The 15,321-nt window shown below is 35.5% G+C and carries 14 protein-coding genes; 3 read left to right on the top strand and 11 right to left on the bottom strand.

Features of this window, described 5'->3' with window-relative positions; genetic code table 11:
* Nucleotides 1–39 precede the first annotated feature (39 nt).
* A complete protein-coding gene (locus AC0KUU_RS11085) occupies nucleotides 40–1,578 on the bottom strand; it encodes an ABC transporter substrate-binding protein (protein WP_043981890.1) in 1,539 nt (512 codons plus the stop codon).
* Nucleotides 1,579–1,868: 290 nt separating this feature from the next.
* On the opposite strand from AC0KUU_RS11085, the gene AC0KUU_RS11090 reads away from it, so the two are divergent.
* A complete protein-coding gene (locus tag AC0KUU_RS11090) occupies nucleotides 1,869–2,615 on the top strand; it encodes a gamma-glutamyl-gamma-aminobutyrate hydrolase family protein (protein ID WP_043981888.1) in 747 nt (248 codons plus the stop codon).
* Nucleotides 2,616–2,760: 145 nt separating this feature from the next.
* On the opposite strand, the gene ppsA is transcribed toward AC0KUU_RS11090, so the two are convergent.
* The 9 genes from ppsA to AC0KUU_RS11135 all read right to left on the bottom strand — a co-directional run bounded on the left by ppsA (nucleotide 2,761) and on the right by AC0KUU_RS11135 (nucleotide 11,983).
* Entirely contained in the window at nucleotides 2,761–5,367 is a 2,607-nt protein-coding gene (gene ppsA / locus AC0KUU_RS11095; protein ID WP_322551954.1) for a phosphoenolpyruvate synthase, read from the bottom strand.
* Nucleotides 5,368–6,346: 979 nt separating this feature from the next.
* On the bottom strand, nucleotides 6,347–7,567 hold the full coding sequence (gene hmpA / locus AC0KUU_RS11100; RefSeq protein ID WP_322551953.1) for an NO-inducible flavohemoprotein: 1,221 nt from the start codon (nucleotides 7,565–7,567) through the stop codon (nucleotides 6,347–6,349).
* 165 nt (nucleotides 7,568–7,732) lie between these two features.
* Nucleotides 7,733–8,176 carry a hypothetical protein gene (locus AC0KUU_RS11105; protein ID WP_237074801.1) on the bottom strand — a complete coding sequence of 148 codons (444 nt, stop codon included), beginning with the start codon at nucleotides 8,174–8,176 and terminating at the stop codon, nucleotides 7,733–7,735.
* Between the two features lie 120 nt (nucleotides 8,177–8,296).
* Nucleotides 8,297–8,797 (bottom strand): hypothetical protein, encoded by a 501-nt coding sequence (locus tag AC0KUU_RS11110; protein ID WP_043981880.1) that lies wholly within the window; start codon nucleotides 8,795–8,797, stop codon nucleotides 8,297–8,299.
* Nucleotides 8,798–8,877: 80 nt separating this feature from the next.
* Nucleotides 8,878–9,210: a hypothetical protein gene (locus tag AC0KUU_RS11115; protein WP_043981878.1), complete on the bottom strand. Its 333-nt coding sequence runs from the start codon at nucleotides 9,208–9,210 to the stop codon at nucleotides 8,878–8,880.
* Nucleotides 9,211–9,342: 132 nt separating this feature from the next.
* The gene (locus AC0KUU_RS11120; protein ID WP_043981877.1) at nucleotides 9,343–9,720 is read right to left on the bottom strand and encodes a hypothetical protein; all 378 of its coding nucleotides are present in this window, start codon (nucleotides 9,718–9,720) and stop codon (nucleotides 9,343–9,345) included.
* Between the two features lie 13 nt (nucleotides 9,721–9,733).
* Nucleotides 9,734–10,249, bottom strand: a complete 516-nt coding sequence (locus AC0KUU_RS11125) for an SMI1/KNR4 family protein (protein WP_116515721.1) — start codon at nucleotides 10,247–10,249, stop codon at nucleotides 9,734–9,736.
* A gap of 121 nt (nucleotides 10,250–10,370) precedes the next feature.
* Nucleotides 10,371–10,703 carry a YolD-like family protein gene (locus AC0KUU_RS11130; RefSeq protein WP_097823712.1) on the bottom strand — a complete coding sequence of 111 codons (333 nt, stop codon included), beginning with the start codon at nucleotides 10,701–10,703 and terminating at the stop codon, nucleotides 10,371–10,373.
* Between the two features lie 14 nt (nucleotides 10,704–10,717).
* Nucleotides 10,718–11,983 (bottom strand): Y-family DNA polymerase, encoded by a 1,266-nt coding sequence (locus AC0KUU_RS11135; protein ID WP_116515720.1) that lies wholly within the window; start codon nucleotides 11,981–11,983, stop codon nucleotides 10,718–10,720.
* A gap of 154 nt (nucleotides 11,984–12,137) precedes the next feature.
* Between AC0KUU_RS11135 and AC0KUU_RS11140 the strand changes: the two genes are divergently transcribed.
* On the top strand, nucleotides 12,138–12,380 hold the full coding sequence (locus AC0KUU_RS11140; RefSeq protein WP_043981873.1) for a hypothetical protein: 243 nt from the start codon (nucleotides 12,138–12,140) through the stop codon (nucleotides 12,378–12,380).
* Nucleotides 12,381–12,922: 542 nt separating this feature from the next.
* Nucleotides 12,923–14,275, top strand: a complete 1,353-nt coding sequence (brnQ, locus tag AC0KUU_RS11145) for a branched-chain amino acid transport system II carrier protein (protein ID WP_043981872.1) — start codon at nucleotides 12,923–12,925, stop codon at nucleotides 14,273–14,275.
* Between the two features lie 627 nt (nucleotides 14,276–14,902).
* On the opposite strand, the gene AC0KUU_RS11150 is transcribed toward brnQ, so the two are convergent.
* A complete protein-coding gene (locus tag AC0KUU_RS11150) occupies nucleotides 14,903–15,058 on the bottom strand; it encodes a hypothetical protein (RefSeq protein ID WP_237074799.1) in 156 nt (51 codons plus the stop codon).
* Between the last annotated feature and the right edge of the window lie 263 nt (nucleotides 15,059–15,321).

Consider the following 15,321-nt stretch of genomic DNA (forward strand, 5'->3'; position numbering starts at 1 on the left):
AGAGAGCGTAAGCCCTCTGTTTATTAGAATAATAAGATATTATTTTGTTAAACTCATATTGTAGAAAATTGGACCTAAATTATACTCATAGCCTTTTGCATTGTTAGAAACGGCATTGATGTTCACTTTATGACCAATAAGCGTAAACGGAAGCTCGTCCCATACGTATTGCTGAATTGCATCAATGTCACCGCGAGCTTCTTTAACAGAAGGAGCAGCTTTAATTTTGTTTAAGTAGTCCATTGATTTTTCAACTGATGTACCTTTTGTAGTCCAGAATCCTTGGAAGATGGTAGAACGAGCGTTCCAGTCAACAGGATAGATGTCCCATTGGCTTGTATCACTCATTTTATCGCTGAATGTCGCCCAGTCGTATACTTCTAATTTTACATTCATACCAATGTCTTTTAACTCTTGTTGAACCACAACAGCTGTATTGTATTGATCTTGGTAATCACGAGACGCCATTAAGCGAATTTCTTCTCCGTTATAACCAGATTTCTTCAAATATTCTTTTGCTTTTTTCTTATCATGCTGGTTATATTCTTCTTTTCCAGCTGTACTGTAGTAATTTGGATACTCTTTGTTCACAATGGATGAAGAAAGCTTGTAATAATCCGAGTTTCCGTAAGAACTGTCTAAGATGTCTTTTGAGTTAAGAGCTGCGTTAACTGCTTTTCGTGCATTGATGTCTTTAAAGACGCCTTTATCTGCGTTGTAGAAAAGTCCCATAAATCCGCCTGGTGATGTTTCTACTTTTGCATTTTGACTGCCTTCAACTTGTTTGGCATTATCGCTTGATACAGATAGCGCAACGTCAAATTGTCCGGTTGTAATACCAGAAATCCTAGTTGACTCATCGCTTACGAAACTAATCTTAATTTCATCGACGTGAGGAGTTTTCTTAACTTCGCGGCCTTTCGAAGAATAATCTTTAAATTTCTCTAATAAAAGATATTGATTTTTCTTCCACTCTTTTACTTTATATGGACCTGTTCCTATGTAGTCTTTGATCCCTTCATCAGATGCATTGTCAACGACTTCTTTTGGTAAAATAGCTGCTGCGGGGATTGGATCAGCTAATAAAGAAAGCGTGTTAACGTTTGGTGATGGTAAATGAAGCTCTACCGTATAATCACCGGTTTTGGTCATTTCAGCACCAGAGAAGTTTGTTTTCCCAAGAGACGATAGCTTAATCCAGCGGTTAATAGAAGCGACAACGTCATCTGCAGTCATTTCTTTACCGTTATGGAATTTAACCCCTCTTCTTAATTGGAACGTGTATGTTTTATTATCATCGCTAATATCTACTTTAGACGCTAAGTCAGGCTTAGGATTTCCTTTTTCGTCTAAAATCATTAGTCCTTCGTAGATACTGCGCGTTGCGTCTTTCACATCTGAGTCCCCAGTAATTTGAGCATCTAGCGTTGCTGGCTCACTTTGAGACGCGACGTTTAGCGTTCCACCTTCTTTTCCTTCTTTTTCACTTGAAGAATTTTTGCTTGCATTACCACTGCACCCTGCTACCATGAGGACAATGGTTAAAAGAGAGATGAAAAGTAAATAAGTCCTTTTCACTAAAATCACTCCTATTTCCTTGTATAAAATTTTAATCCGACTATAATAAGAAGAATAGTAGGAATGTGAACAATTGTAGCACTACCTTCTACCTTTGGCAATTAGTATTTTTAACATACAGAGGCTATTATACCATTTTCTATTAAGTAAATATGGTATATATGTATAATAGTTGAACAAAAGAACCATTTATTTCTTATAAAGCAAGAGATTGAACACACTTTATCAACGCAGTAAAAAAGAAAGAACATCTCAAGAAATGGTAATTTAACAAAAAGGAGAAAACAACAGTGGGATTTTTAATTGGCATATCAGGAAGCATTATTGTGGATCAAGGAGGACGCTTTCCAGGCTATAAGCGAGCGTATGTGAATAATGACTATATCGAATCAACAGCGCTCAGCGGCGGAATTCCTTTTATCTTGCCAGTGCTAAAAGATGAAGAAATGATTAAAGCGCAGGCAGAAAGTATAGACGGGTTGATTTTATCAGGTGGTCAAGACGTTAATCCCCTTTTATACGGAGAAGAACCGACAACCAAAACGGGTTCACCTTTTTTAGCACGAGATCAGTCTGAACAGCTATTGTTAAAGCATGTGATCGATCAAGGAAAGCCGGTGTTAGCGATTTGCCGCGGCTTACAAATTTTGAACGTTGCTTACGGCGGGACTCTTTATCAAGACATGTCAGACATTAAAGAGTCATTTATCAAACATGATCAATACAAAAATACAAGCGACCCTTCTCATTCCATCATGATTAAAGACGGAACACGCCTGCATGACCTTTACGGTAATCAAGCTCTTATTAATTCATTTCACCATCAAGCTATTAAAGACGTAGCGCCAGGTTTTGAAGTTTCTGCATGGGCAAAAGATGGAGTTATTGAAGCCATTGAAAAACAAGGAAAACAATTTGTAGTCGGCGTCCAGTGGCATCCAGAAATGATGGCAAAAGAACATACTTCAATGCTAAACTTGTTCAAACTGTTTATGGAGCATGTGCAGCAGTCGGCTGTAAAAAAAGTCAGCATTTGACGTTTTAATCTACTGCGTCACCAATACAAAAAGGCAGGCCATTATAATGGCCTGCCTTTTTGTATTACCTGAAGATACGCATAGAAATCTAGACAAATTTTCATCTATTAATAAAGAAGGAAAACAGCGCAAGCATCTTTAGCTTTTACAATATTTCAATATATCCTTCTGTTCCATGTACGCGAATTTGCTGTCCGTCTTTTATCAGCCGAGTAGCATTCTCTACGCCGACAACCGCTGGCAATCCGTATTCACGTGCAATGACTGCTCCATGAGTCATCAGTCCGCCAACTTCCGTAACAAGCCCCTTTATCCCTACAAATAACGGGGTCCAGCTAGGGTCAGTAAAGGAAGTAACTAATATATCTCCCTCTGATAGATTAGCATTTTCCATGTTTAAAATGACGCGCGCTCGCCCTTCTACCACTCCTGAAGAAACCGGTAAACCTACAATTGCTTGGGACGGAAGATTTTCTCGTTTGTACGCACCTGTAACAATTTCGCCATGAGACGTGATTACACGCGGAGATGTTAGCTTTGTGTATAATCGGTATTCTTCTTTTCGCTTGGTAATGATTTGATCATTCACTTTATGTGTGCGCACGACTTCTTGAAGTTCGTCAAACGTCAGATAGTATATATTTTCTGTTTCAGAAATAACACCGGCTTTTACAAGCTGAGCGGCTTCTTTCAGCAGAGCCTGTTTATAAACAAAATAGCGATTAATCATGCCGTATTTGGGATATTCACGATAACCGATAAAATTCCGCATGAGATTAATCTTTTCTTTTGTTTCTTTTGCTTTTTGTTCACCATCCGGCAATTGCTTCAAGCGGTTTAATAGCTCTTGCTCTTTTTTCAAGGCTTCCTGCAGGCCTTTTTCAAATTTTTGCTTGCTAGCGTTAGCCTCAAAGTTTTTAATATTACCAAGAATCACAGGGATAAGTGCAGCCGGCTTTTCGCTCCAGCGAGTTTTCGTAATATCGATTTCGCCGGGGCATCGCATTCCGTATTTGCTGAGATAATCATAGATAGCGTCTTGAGTTTTCTCTCCGCCTTCAAACTTAACCAGTTTCTCCAAAAAGTTATCATCTTTTACGTGTTGTAAATAATGGATGACTTCTGGATAAGGACGAATCACATCTGCGACATCCAATAGCGCCAGACCCATTTCTGATGTAATATTGTTTGGTACAGATTGAGAAATCACGTCTGCTGCGTTTTTTTCACCTAGCCACGTCTCCATTTTTTCATTGATCCATGATGAAGCATCCATAGCAGCCATAAACACAGCTGTACTTTGTGGGTCAAATAAAATCTTCTTTAATGTCCCGATATCTTCTGAAATAAAATCGACTAATTCCGACCCAGATTTCGTTTGGATGGTTTGCTTTAGCTCTTCTATTGATGCTTGATTTTTCTTGATCAAGTCAGAAACTATGGTCGAGTCGTTTTCGATTTGTGTCTTAGGCTTCGTAGGCGGCATGCTTTTATTGCTTTTACCAGAACTTTGATCATTTGGTAAAGGTTTTATAAAGTCTCCTCGCTCTATTATGCTTGTAAGTGCGTCTTTCATGAGGGGATCATGTTGTCCCATGGCACCTAACATCATTTTTCTGCTGTCAGATGAAGCCAGCATAGGGGTGACATCAACAAACAGCCTTCCACCGGCTGTACGCATAGGTGCATTAGTCGTTAACAGAAAAAAAGACAACCCCAGTGGTTTCATGGCATCGGTCATCATTTGTTGATGTCCAACAGATACATAAACGCGATTTTCCTGATCATGTGCTTCAGGAATTGGATATAAAGTAGTGATTGGACGACTTTGAACAATATAAAATGTATCCTCAGCCAAGCACCATTCAATATCTTGAGGACAACCGAAGTAAGCTTCAAGCTGTCTTCCAACGCGTTCTAGCTGTAAAATTTGAGAGTCAGTGAGCGCTTGCGTTTTTTGTAGATCGAAATGAACTTCCTTTGTTTCTGTTCCGCCTTCTTTTAATCCGTAAATAGCTACCTTTTTAGCTGCTATTTTTTTATCGACGATTTCGCCTTCTTTTACTTTATAGCAATCGGCAGAGACCAAACCTGACACTAGCGCTTCTCCAAGTCCAAATCCCGCATCGATTGATAACAGCTTTCGGTTAGAAGTAATTGGGTCAGCGGAAAATAAAATACCTGAAGCCTGCGGAAAAACCATTCGTTGAACAATAACAGATACGTGCACTTGACTATGGTCAAATCCATTTTTAATACGGTAGGTTACCGCACGATTTGTAAACAGGGAAGCCCAGCATTTGCTAATGTGCTGCAGAATAGCTTCTTTGCCTCTGATGTTTAAATAGGTGTCATGCTGACCAGCAAAAGAAGCATGTGGCAAATCTTCAGCAGTCGCACTTGAACGAACGGCATAAGCATGCTCTTCCCCAAACTGAGAGAGAGAATGAATAACTGCTTTTACAACGTCCGAAGGAATTTTTATTTCCAGAATGATTTGGCGGATTTTTTCGCTAATTTCACCAATTTGATCTCGGTCATCAGCTTTTAGCATCGTCAGCTGGTTCAGTAACGCTTGAAACGTTTCATTTTGTTCAAGGGCTTTTTGATACCCGGCCGCTGTCACACAAAATCCTTCCGGTACTTGTATTCCTTGAATTTTTGATAACGCGCCTAAATTTAAGGCTTTTCCTCCAACAAGTGAAAGCTGTGTATCTTTTATTTCTTGAAAGCTAAGAACTAAAGAGTTCATTCAACATCTCTCCTAACCGGTAATGTTTTATTGATTTTACCAGCAGTAAATGAGAATAAACAGTCTATATCGGCGTTTTTTTATGTGGTATAATTAAAGTAGGAAGAGAAATACATACCTTTTTGTTTGCGGTTACATTTTTAAAAGTTGTATAACTAACTTATCTAATTGATTCGTATCCTTTTTAAAGCAGGTAAGTACACGTTTGAAGGATTTGTTGTTCTTCCTCATTTAACACTTTCTTTTTAGAGAATGAAATTTCAACATCTCTCCTCATTTTAACCCTTCTTTCATTTGGTCACCTGAAGAGTCTAGCTCATTAGATGATTAACTCTCTTTTTTTGAACTATTCCGAAACCATAGTATTACGAATGTATCTCTTCGCTCGTTTTCTAGCAAGTGTATAAATAATCACCTGCAGCACAAGCGCCGCAAGGCTTATCAGTACTACTTGTTCGACAGAATTAAAGGGCGAAAAATATTTCTCCCATTTAGAATCAGGAAGCCTTAATGCGTTATAAAAATATGAGGTACTAAAAGAAATTATATTTCCTAAAATAAGTGATAAATCCGCTCTAATAAGCCCACTTAGATAAGACAGTGCTACTGTAACTATGGCCATGATTATATAGCTTACCTTTGAATCATCCTCAAAATCTTTTCGCATAGATAAATAAACATATGGAATGCAGTAAATGGTAAAAATTATAAAAGGGAGTAGTCTTCTCATATAGTAGTCTCTCCAATATTTGGGGTTCGACATAGTTTTCTATTATTATAAATTACCGAAGAGAATTTTTTCCAGTTTTTTGTACGCAGAGAGTGTAGAAATACTTATATGTATCATGATCGTTTGTAGAATCATTCCTTAGGGCAAAGTAAAAAAGCACGCTTATGAGTGCTTTTTTACAGCATATTTATTTAAACAGAACGTGTGTTTTCATCGAACATTTTCCGTTTACTGGTAACAATTACTTCTTTATTTTTCTCCTAAAATGGCTACAGGGCTAAATACCTCGTAATGAATACGTTCGTTTGGTATATCCCATCTATGTAGTGCTTTAAGAATAGCTTCCATAAACGGAATCGACCCGCAGAAATAAAAGACAGCTTCTTTTGAAGGAACAACGGATTGTAACAATTCTAAATCAATATAACCCTCTTTATCAAAATCAGTGCCAAGTCCATCCCCTTCATTAGGCGAGCTATAACAGATGAAGGAGGTAACATTTTCGTTATTTCTATTTAGTTGAGCCACATGTTCTTTAAAAGCATGCGTTTTCCCATTAATACTTGCATGAAGAAAGGTAACCTTACGTGTAGGTTGTTTTTCTACAATGGTATTCAGCATACTAAGCAAAGGTGTAATACCTATACCTCCACTAATTAGCACAACGGGAAGTTCACTGTGATCAAGTACAAAATCTCCAGCTGGAGCTGAGAACTTAAGAGTATCTCCTGTCTGAACTTGTTTATGTAAATAGTTTGACACGATTCCTGCTGGCGCACCGTCATGCCCTTCTTCTCGTTTTACACTGATTCGATAATAATCCTTTCCAGGGGCTTCAGAAAGACTATAGTGGCGAATATGCGTGTATTTCTCTCCCGGAACATTTGCTGCTAATGTAAGGTATTGTCCTGCTTTATAAGAGGCAATTTCTTTCTCATTTTTAGCTTTTAAATAAAAAGACGTTACATTATCACTTTCTTCTACTTTCTTATCTATATAAAAGCTTTGATATCCTTCCCAACCTCCAGGTTGACTCTCTGTCTCTTCGTAGAGAGCTTCTTCTAGCTCAATAAAAGCATTGGCAATATATCCGTACGCTTTTCCCCATGCTTCAATAATCTCATCTGAAGCTGTATCTCCCAAAACATCCTTTACTGCTTGAAGTAACGTTTTACCAACGACTGGATATTGTTCTGCCTTTACCCCTATCGCACGATGCTTTTGTGAAATCCGTTCAATTACAGGTTTAATGGCTTCTAAGTTTGTAATATGTTCTCCTGCAGCATACACGGCATATCCTAATGCTTCCTGTTGAATTCCTCTTTTTTGATTTGTTTGATTGAACATATTATATAAATCTGGCGCTTTTTCAAATAACAATTCATAAAATCTCTTTCCTATTTGTTTACTATGTTCTTTCAAAACTGGCACTGTTGATTGGACAATTTCAATCGTTTTAGAATCAAGCATATAACATCCACCTTTTAAGAATTTTTCATATGTATTAATCTTTTTTAATACTACAATTTAATATGGCTAAATTTGGATTATCCTATACTGGAATGAAAATACTAACTTTAGTTACCGTAATGAATAGGTTTTTTAAGAAACAACTTTATTAGATTTGACATTACTTTAATTTGGCTTTTCAACAAGTATCCAAGGGACTTCTATCTCAAAATCAAGTTGAAGTACGGGTCTGGTAAATCCGCCAGGGACAAATTCTAAATCGTTGGAAAAGCCAATATGTAGGTTATTGCTTATTTCAATTGCACCATCTGAATTCATAATTTCAAGAGGTGTTTTGTTAGATACCTTATCTACCATATGATAGCAGCCAATATAGAAGTGGAGTCCATTTTCTTGAGAATCAAAATGTGATAAGTGATTACATTGAGAAGGATTAATACCTAGTCGGTTAAAAAACTGAAGCTCTATCTCTGATCGGGACTTCATAGCTTCATAAAAGTTTAGACAATATAGACAATCGCACAAATCCCATTTTTTCAAATACTGTGTTTTTGTTTCTTCAACATCAATTTCTAAAATCCAATCATTAATTTTTATGGTTTGATACAAACTCTTCACTTCCCATACTTAGGCTATTTAACAGTTACCTTCAGTTGCAGAATTCTTTAGCTTAATTTATAAGATGATTAGAAAGATATACGGGCAATTATAACAAATCAGCCAAAGCACCTAATAAGTCTTCACCTTTAGTTTCTGAATAGCTTTTAATACATCTTCTCTATTCTTAGCAAACTTCAGCCACTTTGGCAGTCGACTCTCGACGCTTAAATAATAGGGATGTGATTCCCTGAGTTCAGCTTCTATATAGCTTTCGATATAATTTAAATGTTCCAGGTTTAATGCCCATAAGGTGTTTCCACTACATTCAATTTGTAAATAGAGCGGAAGTTGAAAATACCAGTCGCAGGGATCTCCAATTAAAATTACTTCATAATCAGCTTTACGTTCGTACGATACTCTTGCTTGTCCGTAACCGTTTGCTTTTATAACTTTGTCTTTTGTGGTTCCGCAAGTAGTACAAACAAACCTTCTTCTGACGTTAGCGACGTAGGGACTCGAATCATCTAAAGCTATGACTTTTGCACAAGAGGCGCATTGTGGACAAACGACTAGAAATTCATATCCTAACCCTATAAGTGTTTTATTTTTATTTAGAAATGTTTTTTTCAAGACGTTTTCTCCCTTGAATTTATTAATTCATATTATCGAAGCGATGGAACTACAACATTGATTTCAGTTTTAATTTTACATTAATCGCCAGAGGCAAATACTAATTTATTTAGTTTCAGTGCCTCTAAGCAAAGGCTCTTTAATGCTTCAGCAAATGTTTTCGTCTTCAGGGCTATCTCCGTTGATTGTCTACAGATTGTCTGTAATGCTTCACATACCTTGATTAATTGATTTATCTCTTGTACAGAAAACAACTTGTCCCCATATTGATCTAATCCTGTCAATAATTCAAACGAATGTCTGAATTCTCTTGTTAACAGGTAGTCGTGTACTCTTTCCTCAAATTTTACACATTTAGTAGAAAAAGCTGCTTCTTTCTTATTATCGGCAATGCAGAAATCGATTCCTACCATCAGGCCCTTCCTTCCTCTACATTCTTTCTAAGTTTAATAGGTACTAAAAAAGAGGACAGCTAGGTATATACTAAACTACTATCTGTTCTTCTCTGGCCGTACTTTTATCAAAATCTTTTAACGAAGCAATAATTAAGTAACCTCTTCTACAAACTCTTTTAGAGAATCATACATTTCTAAAGCGTCCCATTCACCCATGCCATGTTCAGCTGTGAAAACTGGGTAATCTACATTCCCTATATCAATAAAGAGCGGGTCACCGCCTATTTCTTCATCATACCCTATGACAAACCAGTTTTCTTGCCAATCTCCTTCTTGATTTCCTATAAGGGAATTTGCTTCTAAATCTTCTCTGTAGCCTAATTGGCCATCTAAAAACTCGCTTTTAAGGTAGATGTAATAAGGAGCAGAAAGAATTTCTCCCACTTCATCTTCAAATTCTACTTTCACTGACGTACCTGGAAGTTCTTTAAGAATTTTATAGATTTTCTCTATATCAGGTTTTATCATTTGCTTCTCCCCTTTAATGATCTGTATGACTTATCGTGGCTGTTATCCATTCTTCTAAGCTGTCTGCTATTACTTCACGCTGTTCCCAATCATGCCAAAAGGTGATAATTTGACCAATTTTCCCTCCTTCATCAGGATCCAAGTCTATACAAATATCATCTCCTCCCCCATTCGTGGCAATCGAAATCCAACGTGGGTTCCACCAAAATTCTTTTTTTACTGGCCCAATAGGTTCAATTTCTGGAAAATCTTCAAATTCTCCTCCGTCTAAAAGCTCTTTTAATGTTTGCCACGTATACAGAATCTCCTCTAAAGGTAATAGAGTATAATTTTCAATAACTGCTATATATTCATCACGCTGTCCATTATGTATCATTAACCAGTCTTTAAGGTTTTTGGGGAATGTTAGTCCCATCTTTTGTTCAACCTCTGCAATTTCTAATTCAGTAGCTGCTTCTTTAAGCGTTCCTGCTGCTTCTGGTCGATTTATTTTTAACCACTGCTCAAACTCATTCCAAACTTGCTTCATATTAGGAGCCTCCTTATATAACGTCATTAAATGAATCTAGGAAAAATGATTAGATATTTTTTAAACTTATACTAATTATGTATGGAAATCTTATGTAAATAAACGGTTTTATTATTTTCTACTACATGAAACGAACATCAATTAGCTCGCTTAACCTCATTTTGTTCGTTTGCTTACATCCTTCATCTATAAATACAAATAACCCTCCAAGGGAATCTACAAATTGAATAACTCCTGTTTCCGTTATACATTGCCCATGCTTGTAATACGTAAGGTATACTTTTTTATGTGTATGGAGAGCTTCGATCAAGGTAAAATTAATTTGTTCCATTTGATCTTCTGTTAAAAAAGGTTGAGGTATTTCTGATTGCTTTTTTATAACTTCTTGTAATCCTTTGTATTGCTCGGGCATAGTGGCAAACGGTCGCCATTTTTTCATTCCTCTGTTTTGCATGTCATCTTCCTCCTTTATGCTTTATGACCTCCTAAAAGGCCGTTTCGATAACGAGCTGTTGAATGCTCGAGATGGCTTGAAGCTCGCAGAACGCTATTCTTCCCATAACGCATACGAATTTCATCAATCGTTTTAGCAAGGGCATAGGCTCTTTCGCGCTGGTCAATATCTTCAAATAAGCTCATTTGCTCTTCTTCTTGAATAAGGGTGTTCGATAAAGAAATTCCAATCGATCGAATGGGCATTCCGCTATCAAATGTGTGTAGGATGGTTAAACAATAAGGGAAGATATCTTGACTTAAATTCGAAGCTCGCTCCATTTTCTTTTGCCTCGAGAAACCTCCACCTGTTTGTTTGCTGTAGCCAATGGATAAATGAATAGTATGTGCCACGACTTGATGCATACGTAAACGAAAGCACACATCGTCTAACAGTTCTAATAGCAGCAATTCCACTTCTTTTCGATTTGTATAGTCTCGAAACAGAATTTGACTCTTCCCGAATGATCGAGAGCTCGGAATATACACGTCAGAAATGCGACTAAAATCAATTCCATTTGCATGTTGGTGGATTTCCTCTCCTAAGACACCAAATTCTTTACGTATCATCTCTACAGAAGAAAGAGCGAGTTCTTTTATGGAGTGAATGCCCAAACGATTTAAGCGTCTTTCCGTAGCAGACGAGATTCCCCAGAAATCCTTCATTGGGTGAATCGACCATAATTTGAAAGGAATATCTTCGTATCGCCAATAAGCTACCCCTGTTGTGCTATTCTTGGCCTCATGATCTAAGCTCACCTTAGCCAGTAAGAGATTCGGACCTATGCCTGCAGTAGCTGTCAGCCGTGTTTTGCGATAAATCTCGTTGATGATTTTACGGGCTAATTCTTTTGGTGTGCGAGCGAATAAATGCAAAGAAGCTGTGGCATCAATAAACAACTCATCAATGCTATACGCATGAAAATCCTCAGGAGCCACATACTGTAATACCAAACTAGAAACATAGTTCGAAGCCTTGACATACCTTTCCATGGATGGATTTACGACATGGATATCTTTCCTTCTAGGAATGTCGAAAAGACGGCTGCCTGTTTTGATCCCTTCTTTCTTTAATAAGGGTGTGGCAGCTAACACAACTGATCCCGACCGCTTTGTATCTCCTACAACTGCCAACTTTGTTTTTAATGGATCTAGCCTACGTATCACGCATGAAACAGAAGCAAAGAATGCTTTCATATCAATACAAATAATGACTCTGTTTGGTAGATATTCATAATCCATTGGAATAACTCCTTAAATAAAGAACGTTTGTTCTCTATTATATACGAACAAATGTTCTTTATTCAATAAAAACTCTAAAGTTTTCCCGATTATTGTTAATATAATAGGAGACAAGAATATTGTGAGTAAATTTGGAAGATAAAGGAGATGGCAAATGAATAAGAAAATGACTAACTATATTATCTTTTTTTCATGGTTTTTATTCTTAGTTCTTTTGTGGATTGTCGTTTCATTATTCAAAGGTGAAAATGGACAGTGGTGGTCTATGTATCGTTTAAATGCAGACAAATACGGCCTTTGGGCTTTAGAGATTTCTTACATAAAGTTTAGTATTGCTGCTTTTATCTCATTAGCAATAGCTTATATGGTGAGTTTTGGATTCAAAAGAAAAAGATAAGGTGAAATAAAGTACTTTGAAAGTAATATAGATCGTTGGATTTAATCGGAATAAGAAATAATGATAAAAAGACCCTAATTAATATGTTAATAAGGTCTTTTCAGTATCTATAAAATTTATTATGTATTTTATAGATATTAAATAATTGATTTTACTTTTGATGTTCAGCCCATTTTAAAAAGCTTTATAAGTTTCGTAGTACTATATTTATAAACTTTCTTGCATGTAATTAAATCCCATTAATTAATAGAATAATATACGCGTTTTGAATATTATTTATGATCTTTTCAAAAAAATATCCGTATTAAACTACTTAATGTACGCGATTTGAATAAAGATTTTGTTTTTTAATATTATTTTTATTTTAATAATGAATAATGAACGGAAAATTGATAATTTTTAAATTTTATTAAAAAAGTTTATTTTTTATATTGAAATATGTAATTTGACTGTTTATAATACAAAAAAGATAAGTTATTTGCAGGTTTAGTTGTCTGAAAATTTAATTTTTTATGAAGAATATTATTAATGGGGGTTTCACCGTGTCAAACAAAGTACCGTTTTCTTTTATAGTAATCATTGGTTTAATGTTATTTGCATTATTTTTTGGAGCTGGAAATTTAATATTTCCTGCCATGCTTGGCCAGTCAGCGGGAGCAAATATCTGGTCAGCAAATGCAGGTTTTTTAGTTACTGGAGTAGGCTTGCCTTTACTTGGTGTACTAGCTTTTGGATTCTCTGGAAAGGAAGATTTACAATCATTAGCAAGTCGCGTACATCCTATCTTTGGTTTAGTATTTACAACTGTTCTTTATCTAGCTATTGGACCTTTATTTGCTATCCCACGAACAGGTAACGTCTCTTTTGAAATCGGACTTAAACCTTTCATTTCTGAAGGCTCTAGTTCTATAGCTTTACTTGTGTTTACTATTATATTTTTCAGCATTACATGCTTTTTTTCTCTCAATCCGGCGAAAATTGTCGATATTGTCGGAAAATTCTTAACGCCAATTAAATTAACATTCATCGGAATTCTAGTTCTAGTAGCTTTTATTCATCCTATTGGAAAATTTCAAGCACCCACAGAAAAATATGTAACAAACTCTTTTTTTAATGGGTTCCAAGAAGGATATCTAACAATGGATACTCTTGCATCTTTCGTTTTCGGAATCATTATTATCAATGCAATTAAAGAAAAAGGCGCTAAAACAAAGAAGCAAATTATAACTGTTTGTCTAAAAGCTACAGGAATTGCTGCTATTATTCTTGCAACTATCTATTCTGCCCTTTCGTACATGGGCGCTTCAAGTGTAGAAAAGCTTGGGCATTTAGATAATGGTGGTACGGTGTTAGCGAAAGTTTCTGATTATTATTTTGGAGAATATGGAGGATTACTATTAGGCTTAATGATCACAGTAGCTTGTCTGACAACTAGCGTAGGGCTTATTACTTCATGCTCTTCTTATTTCCATAAATTATTACCTTCTATTTCTTATAAGAAAATTGCGATTAGCTTATCCGTGTTTAGCGCAATCATCGCAAATGTTGGATTGAATCATTTAATTTCTTTTTCAGTACCTGTTTTAACAGTGCTCTATCCATTAGCAATCGTTCTAATCTTTTTGACTTTCCTTCATTCTTTATTTAAAGGATGTGCTGAGGTATACCAAGGCAGCCTATTCTTAACATTTGTTGTAAGCCTGATAGATGGATTAAATGATTTTGGTTTACACATCCCTGGTATTGACCAATTATTTACTTACTATCTTCCTCTTTACCATATTGGATTAGGTTGGATATTCCCTGCAATTATTGGAGGTCTTGCAGGTTATGGAGTTAACTTGTTTAAAAATAAAGAGCAATTTACTTCTAAATCAACAAGGTTAAATAAATAAATTCACTTTAATTCTCTGATTAAATTAAAGCATTTAGATGACCACTTTGAAGCCTCCTTTTATTACTATTTCGCACTTAGTATAAAATGAAGTTTCAATTAACTTCTAAATAAGGGAGTATAACTATGAAGAAAACGTCACAAGCTTATAGCTGTATGGATGCGTTAGTATTTAGATAAGATTAAAGAAGATTTAATGGGAGAAGATGAATTGCTTAAAAATTCTCTTAAATAATAAAGCAAATGTAAAAAGAGGCTTTTACTTACACGAAGTAAAAGCCTCTTTTTACGCGTTTCTCTTGTTATATATGTTTTTAATAAAATATTATTAGATTCCTGTTCTTAGATATAAAAAACTTCTATATTTCCCTTTTTTGTAACTTATAACTGCAAAAAAATACATATTAAAGGTTAATATATACCCCGATAAAACCCAGAAGATAATGTAGAACTATCTATTAAAATCAAAAAAGGGCTATAGTTAGCTCTTTTTTGATTTTAATAACATATACAATATCTAAAACTGATTAACATAAAACGATTTTATAGGAATAAATAAAGCCTCAAGAAGTGTTACATACTTCTTGAGGCTTTATTGTAGTTATGTATTCTTTAACTTATTACTTGGTCATAGATAAATAACTGTATCTAAACTTTCAATTAGATATCTATTTACTAACCGCATTGCTTCAATACTATTATCAAACTTGTAGTCCCACTTATAAGCACCTACTTTGGATGCTGGCTCATACTTAGCTAAAAACCATTTTTTATTTACATTCATCTCTATATTTTCCTTTATAACCTTTATGTTTTGCCATCTAAATAGACTAAATCACAGGTTTATTCTATTTTAATTATATATCAAAATTGAGTTGGGAAACTTGAATATCATATACAAAGTTAGTTAACATAATCACTCTTTCCAGAAAACATATAAAAAACGATCCCTTGATAATCAAGGGATCGTTCACTTTTTGTTTTTCTTTTTTATCTTTGAAATACCATTGGTTATTGTACATTTTTATCACTTCTAGCTTAAACGAG

The organism is Priestia sp. ST2, from assembly GCF_055810735.1.

Excerpts from the sequence above, each read along its gene's own strand:
- AC0KUU_RS11130 (WP_097823712.1), bottom strand. The coding sequence starts at position 10,703 with ATGCAAAACAGAGGAATGAAAAAATGGCGACCGTTTGCCACTATGCCC.
- hmpA (WP_322551953.1), bottom strand. The coding sequence starts at position 7,567 with ATGCTTGATTCTAAAACGATTGAAATTGTCCAATCAACAGTGCCAGTT.
- AC0KUU_RS11125 (WP_116515721.1), bottom strand. The coding sequence starts at position 10,249 with ATGAAGCAAGTTTGGAATGAGTTTGAGCAGTGGTTAAAAATAAATCGA.
- AC0KUU_RS11140 (WP_043981873.1), top strand. The coding sequence starts at position 12,138 with ATGAATAAGAAAATGACTAACTATATTATCTTTTTTTCATGGTTTTTA.
- AC0KUU_RS11115 (WP_043981878.1), bottom strand. The coding sequence starts at position 9,210 with ATGGTAGGAATCGATTTCTGCATTGCCGATAATAAGAAAGAAGCAGCT.
- AC0KUU_RS11150 (WP_237074799.1), bottom strand. The coding sequence starts at position 15,058 with ATGAATGTAAATAAAAAATGGTTTTTAGCTAAGTATGAGCCAGCATCC.
- AC0KUU_RS11120 (WP_043981877.1), bottom strand. The coding sequence starts at position 9,720 with ATGATAAAACCTGATATAGAGAAAATCTATAAAATTCTTAAAGAACTT.
- AC0KUU_RS11135 (WP_116515720.1), bottom strand. The coding sequence starts at position 11,983 with ATGGATTATGAATATCTACCAAACAGAGTCATTATTTGTATTGATATG.
- ppsA (WP_322551954.1), bottom strand. The coding sequence starts at position 5,367 with ATGAACTCTTTAGTTCTTAGCTTTCAAGAAATAAAAGATACACAGCTT.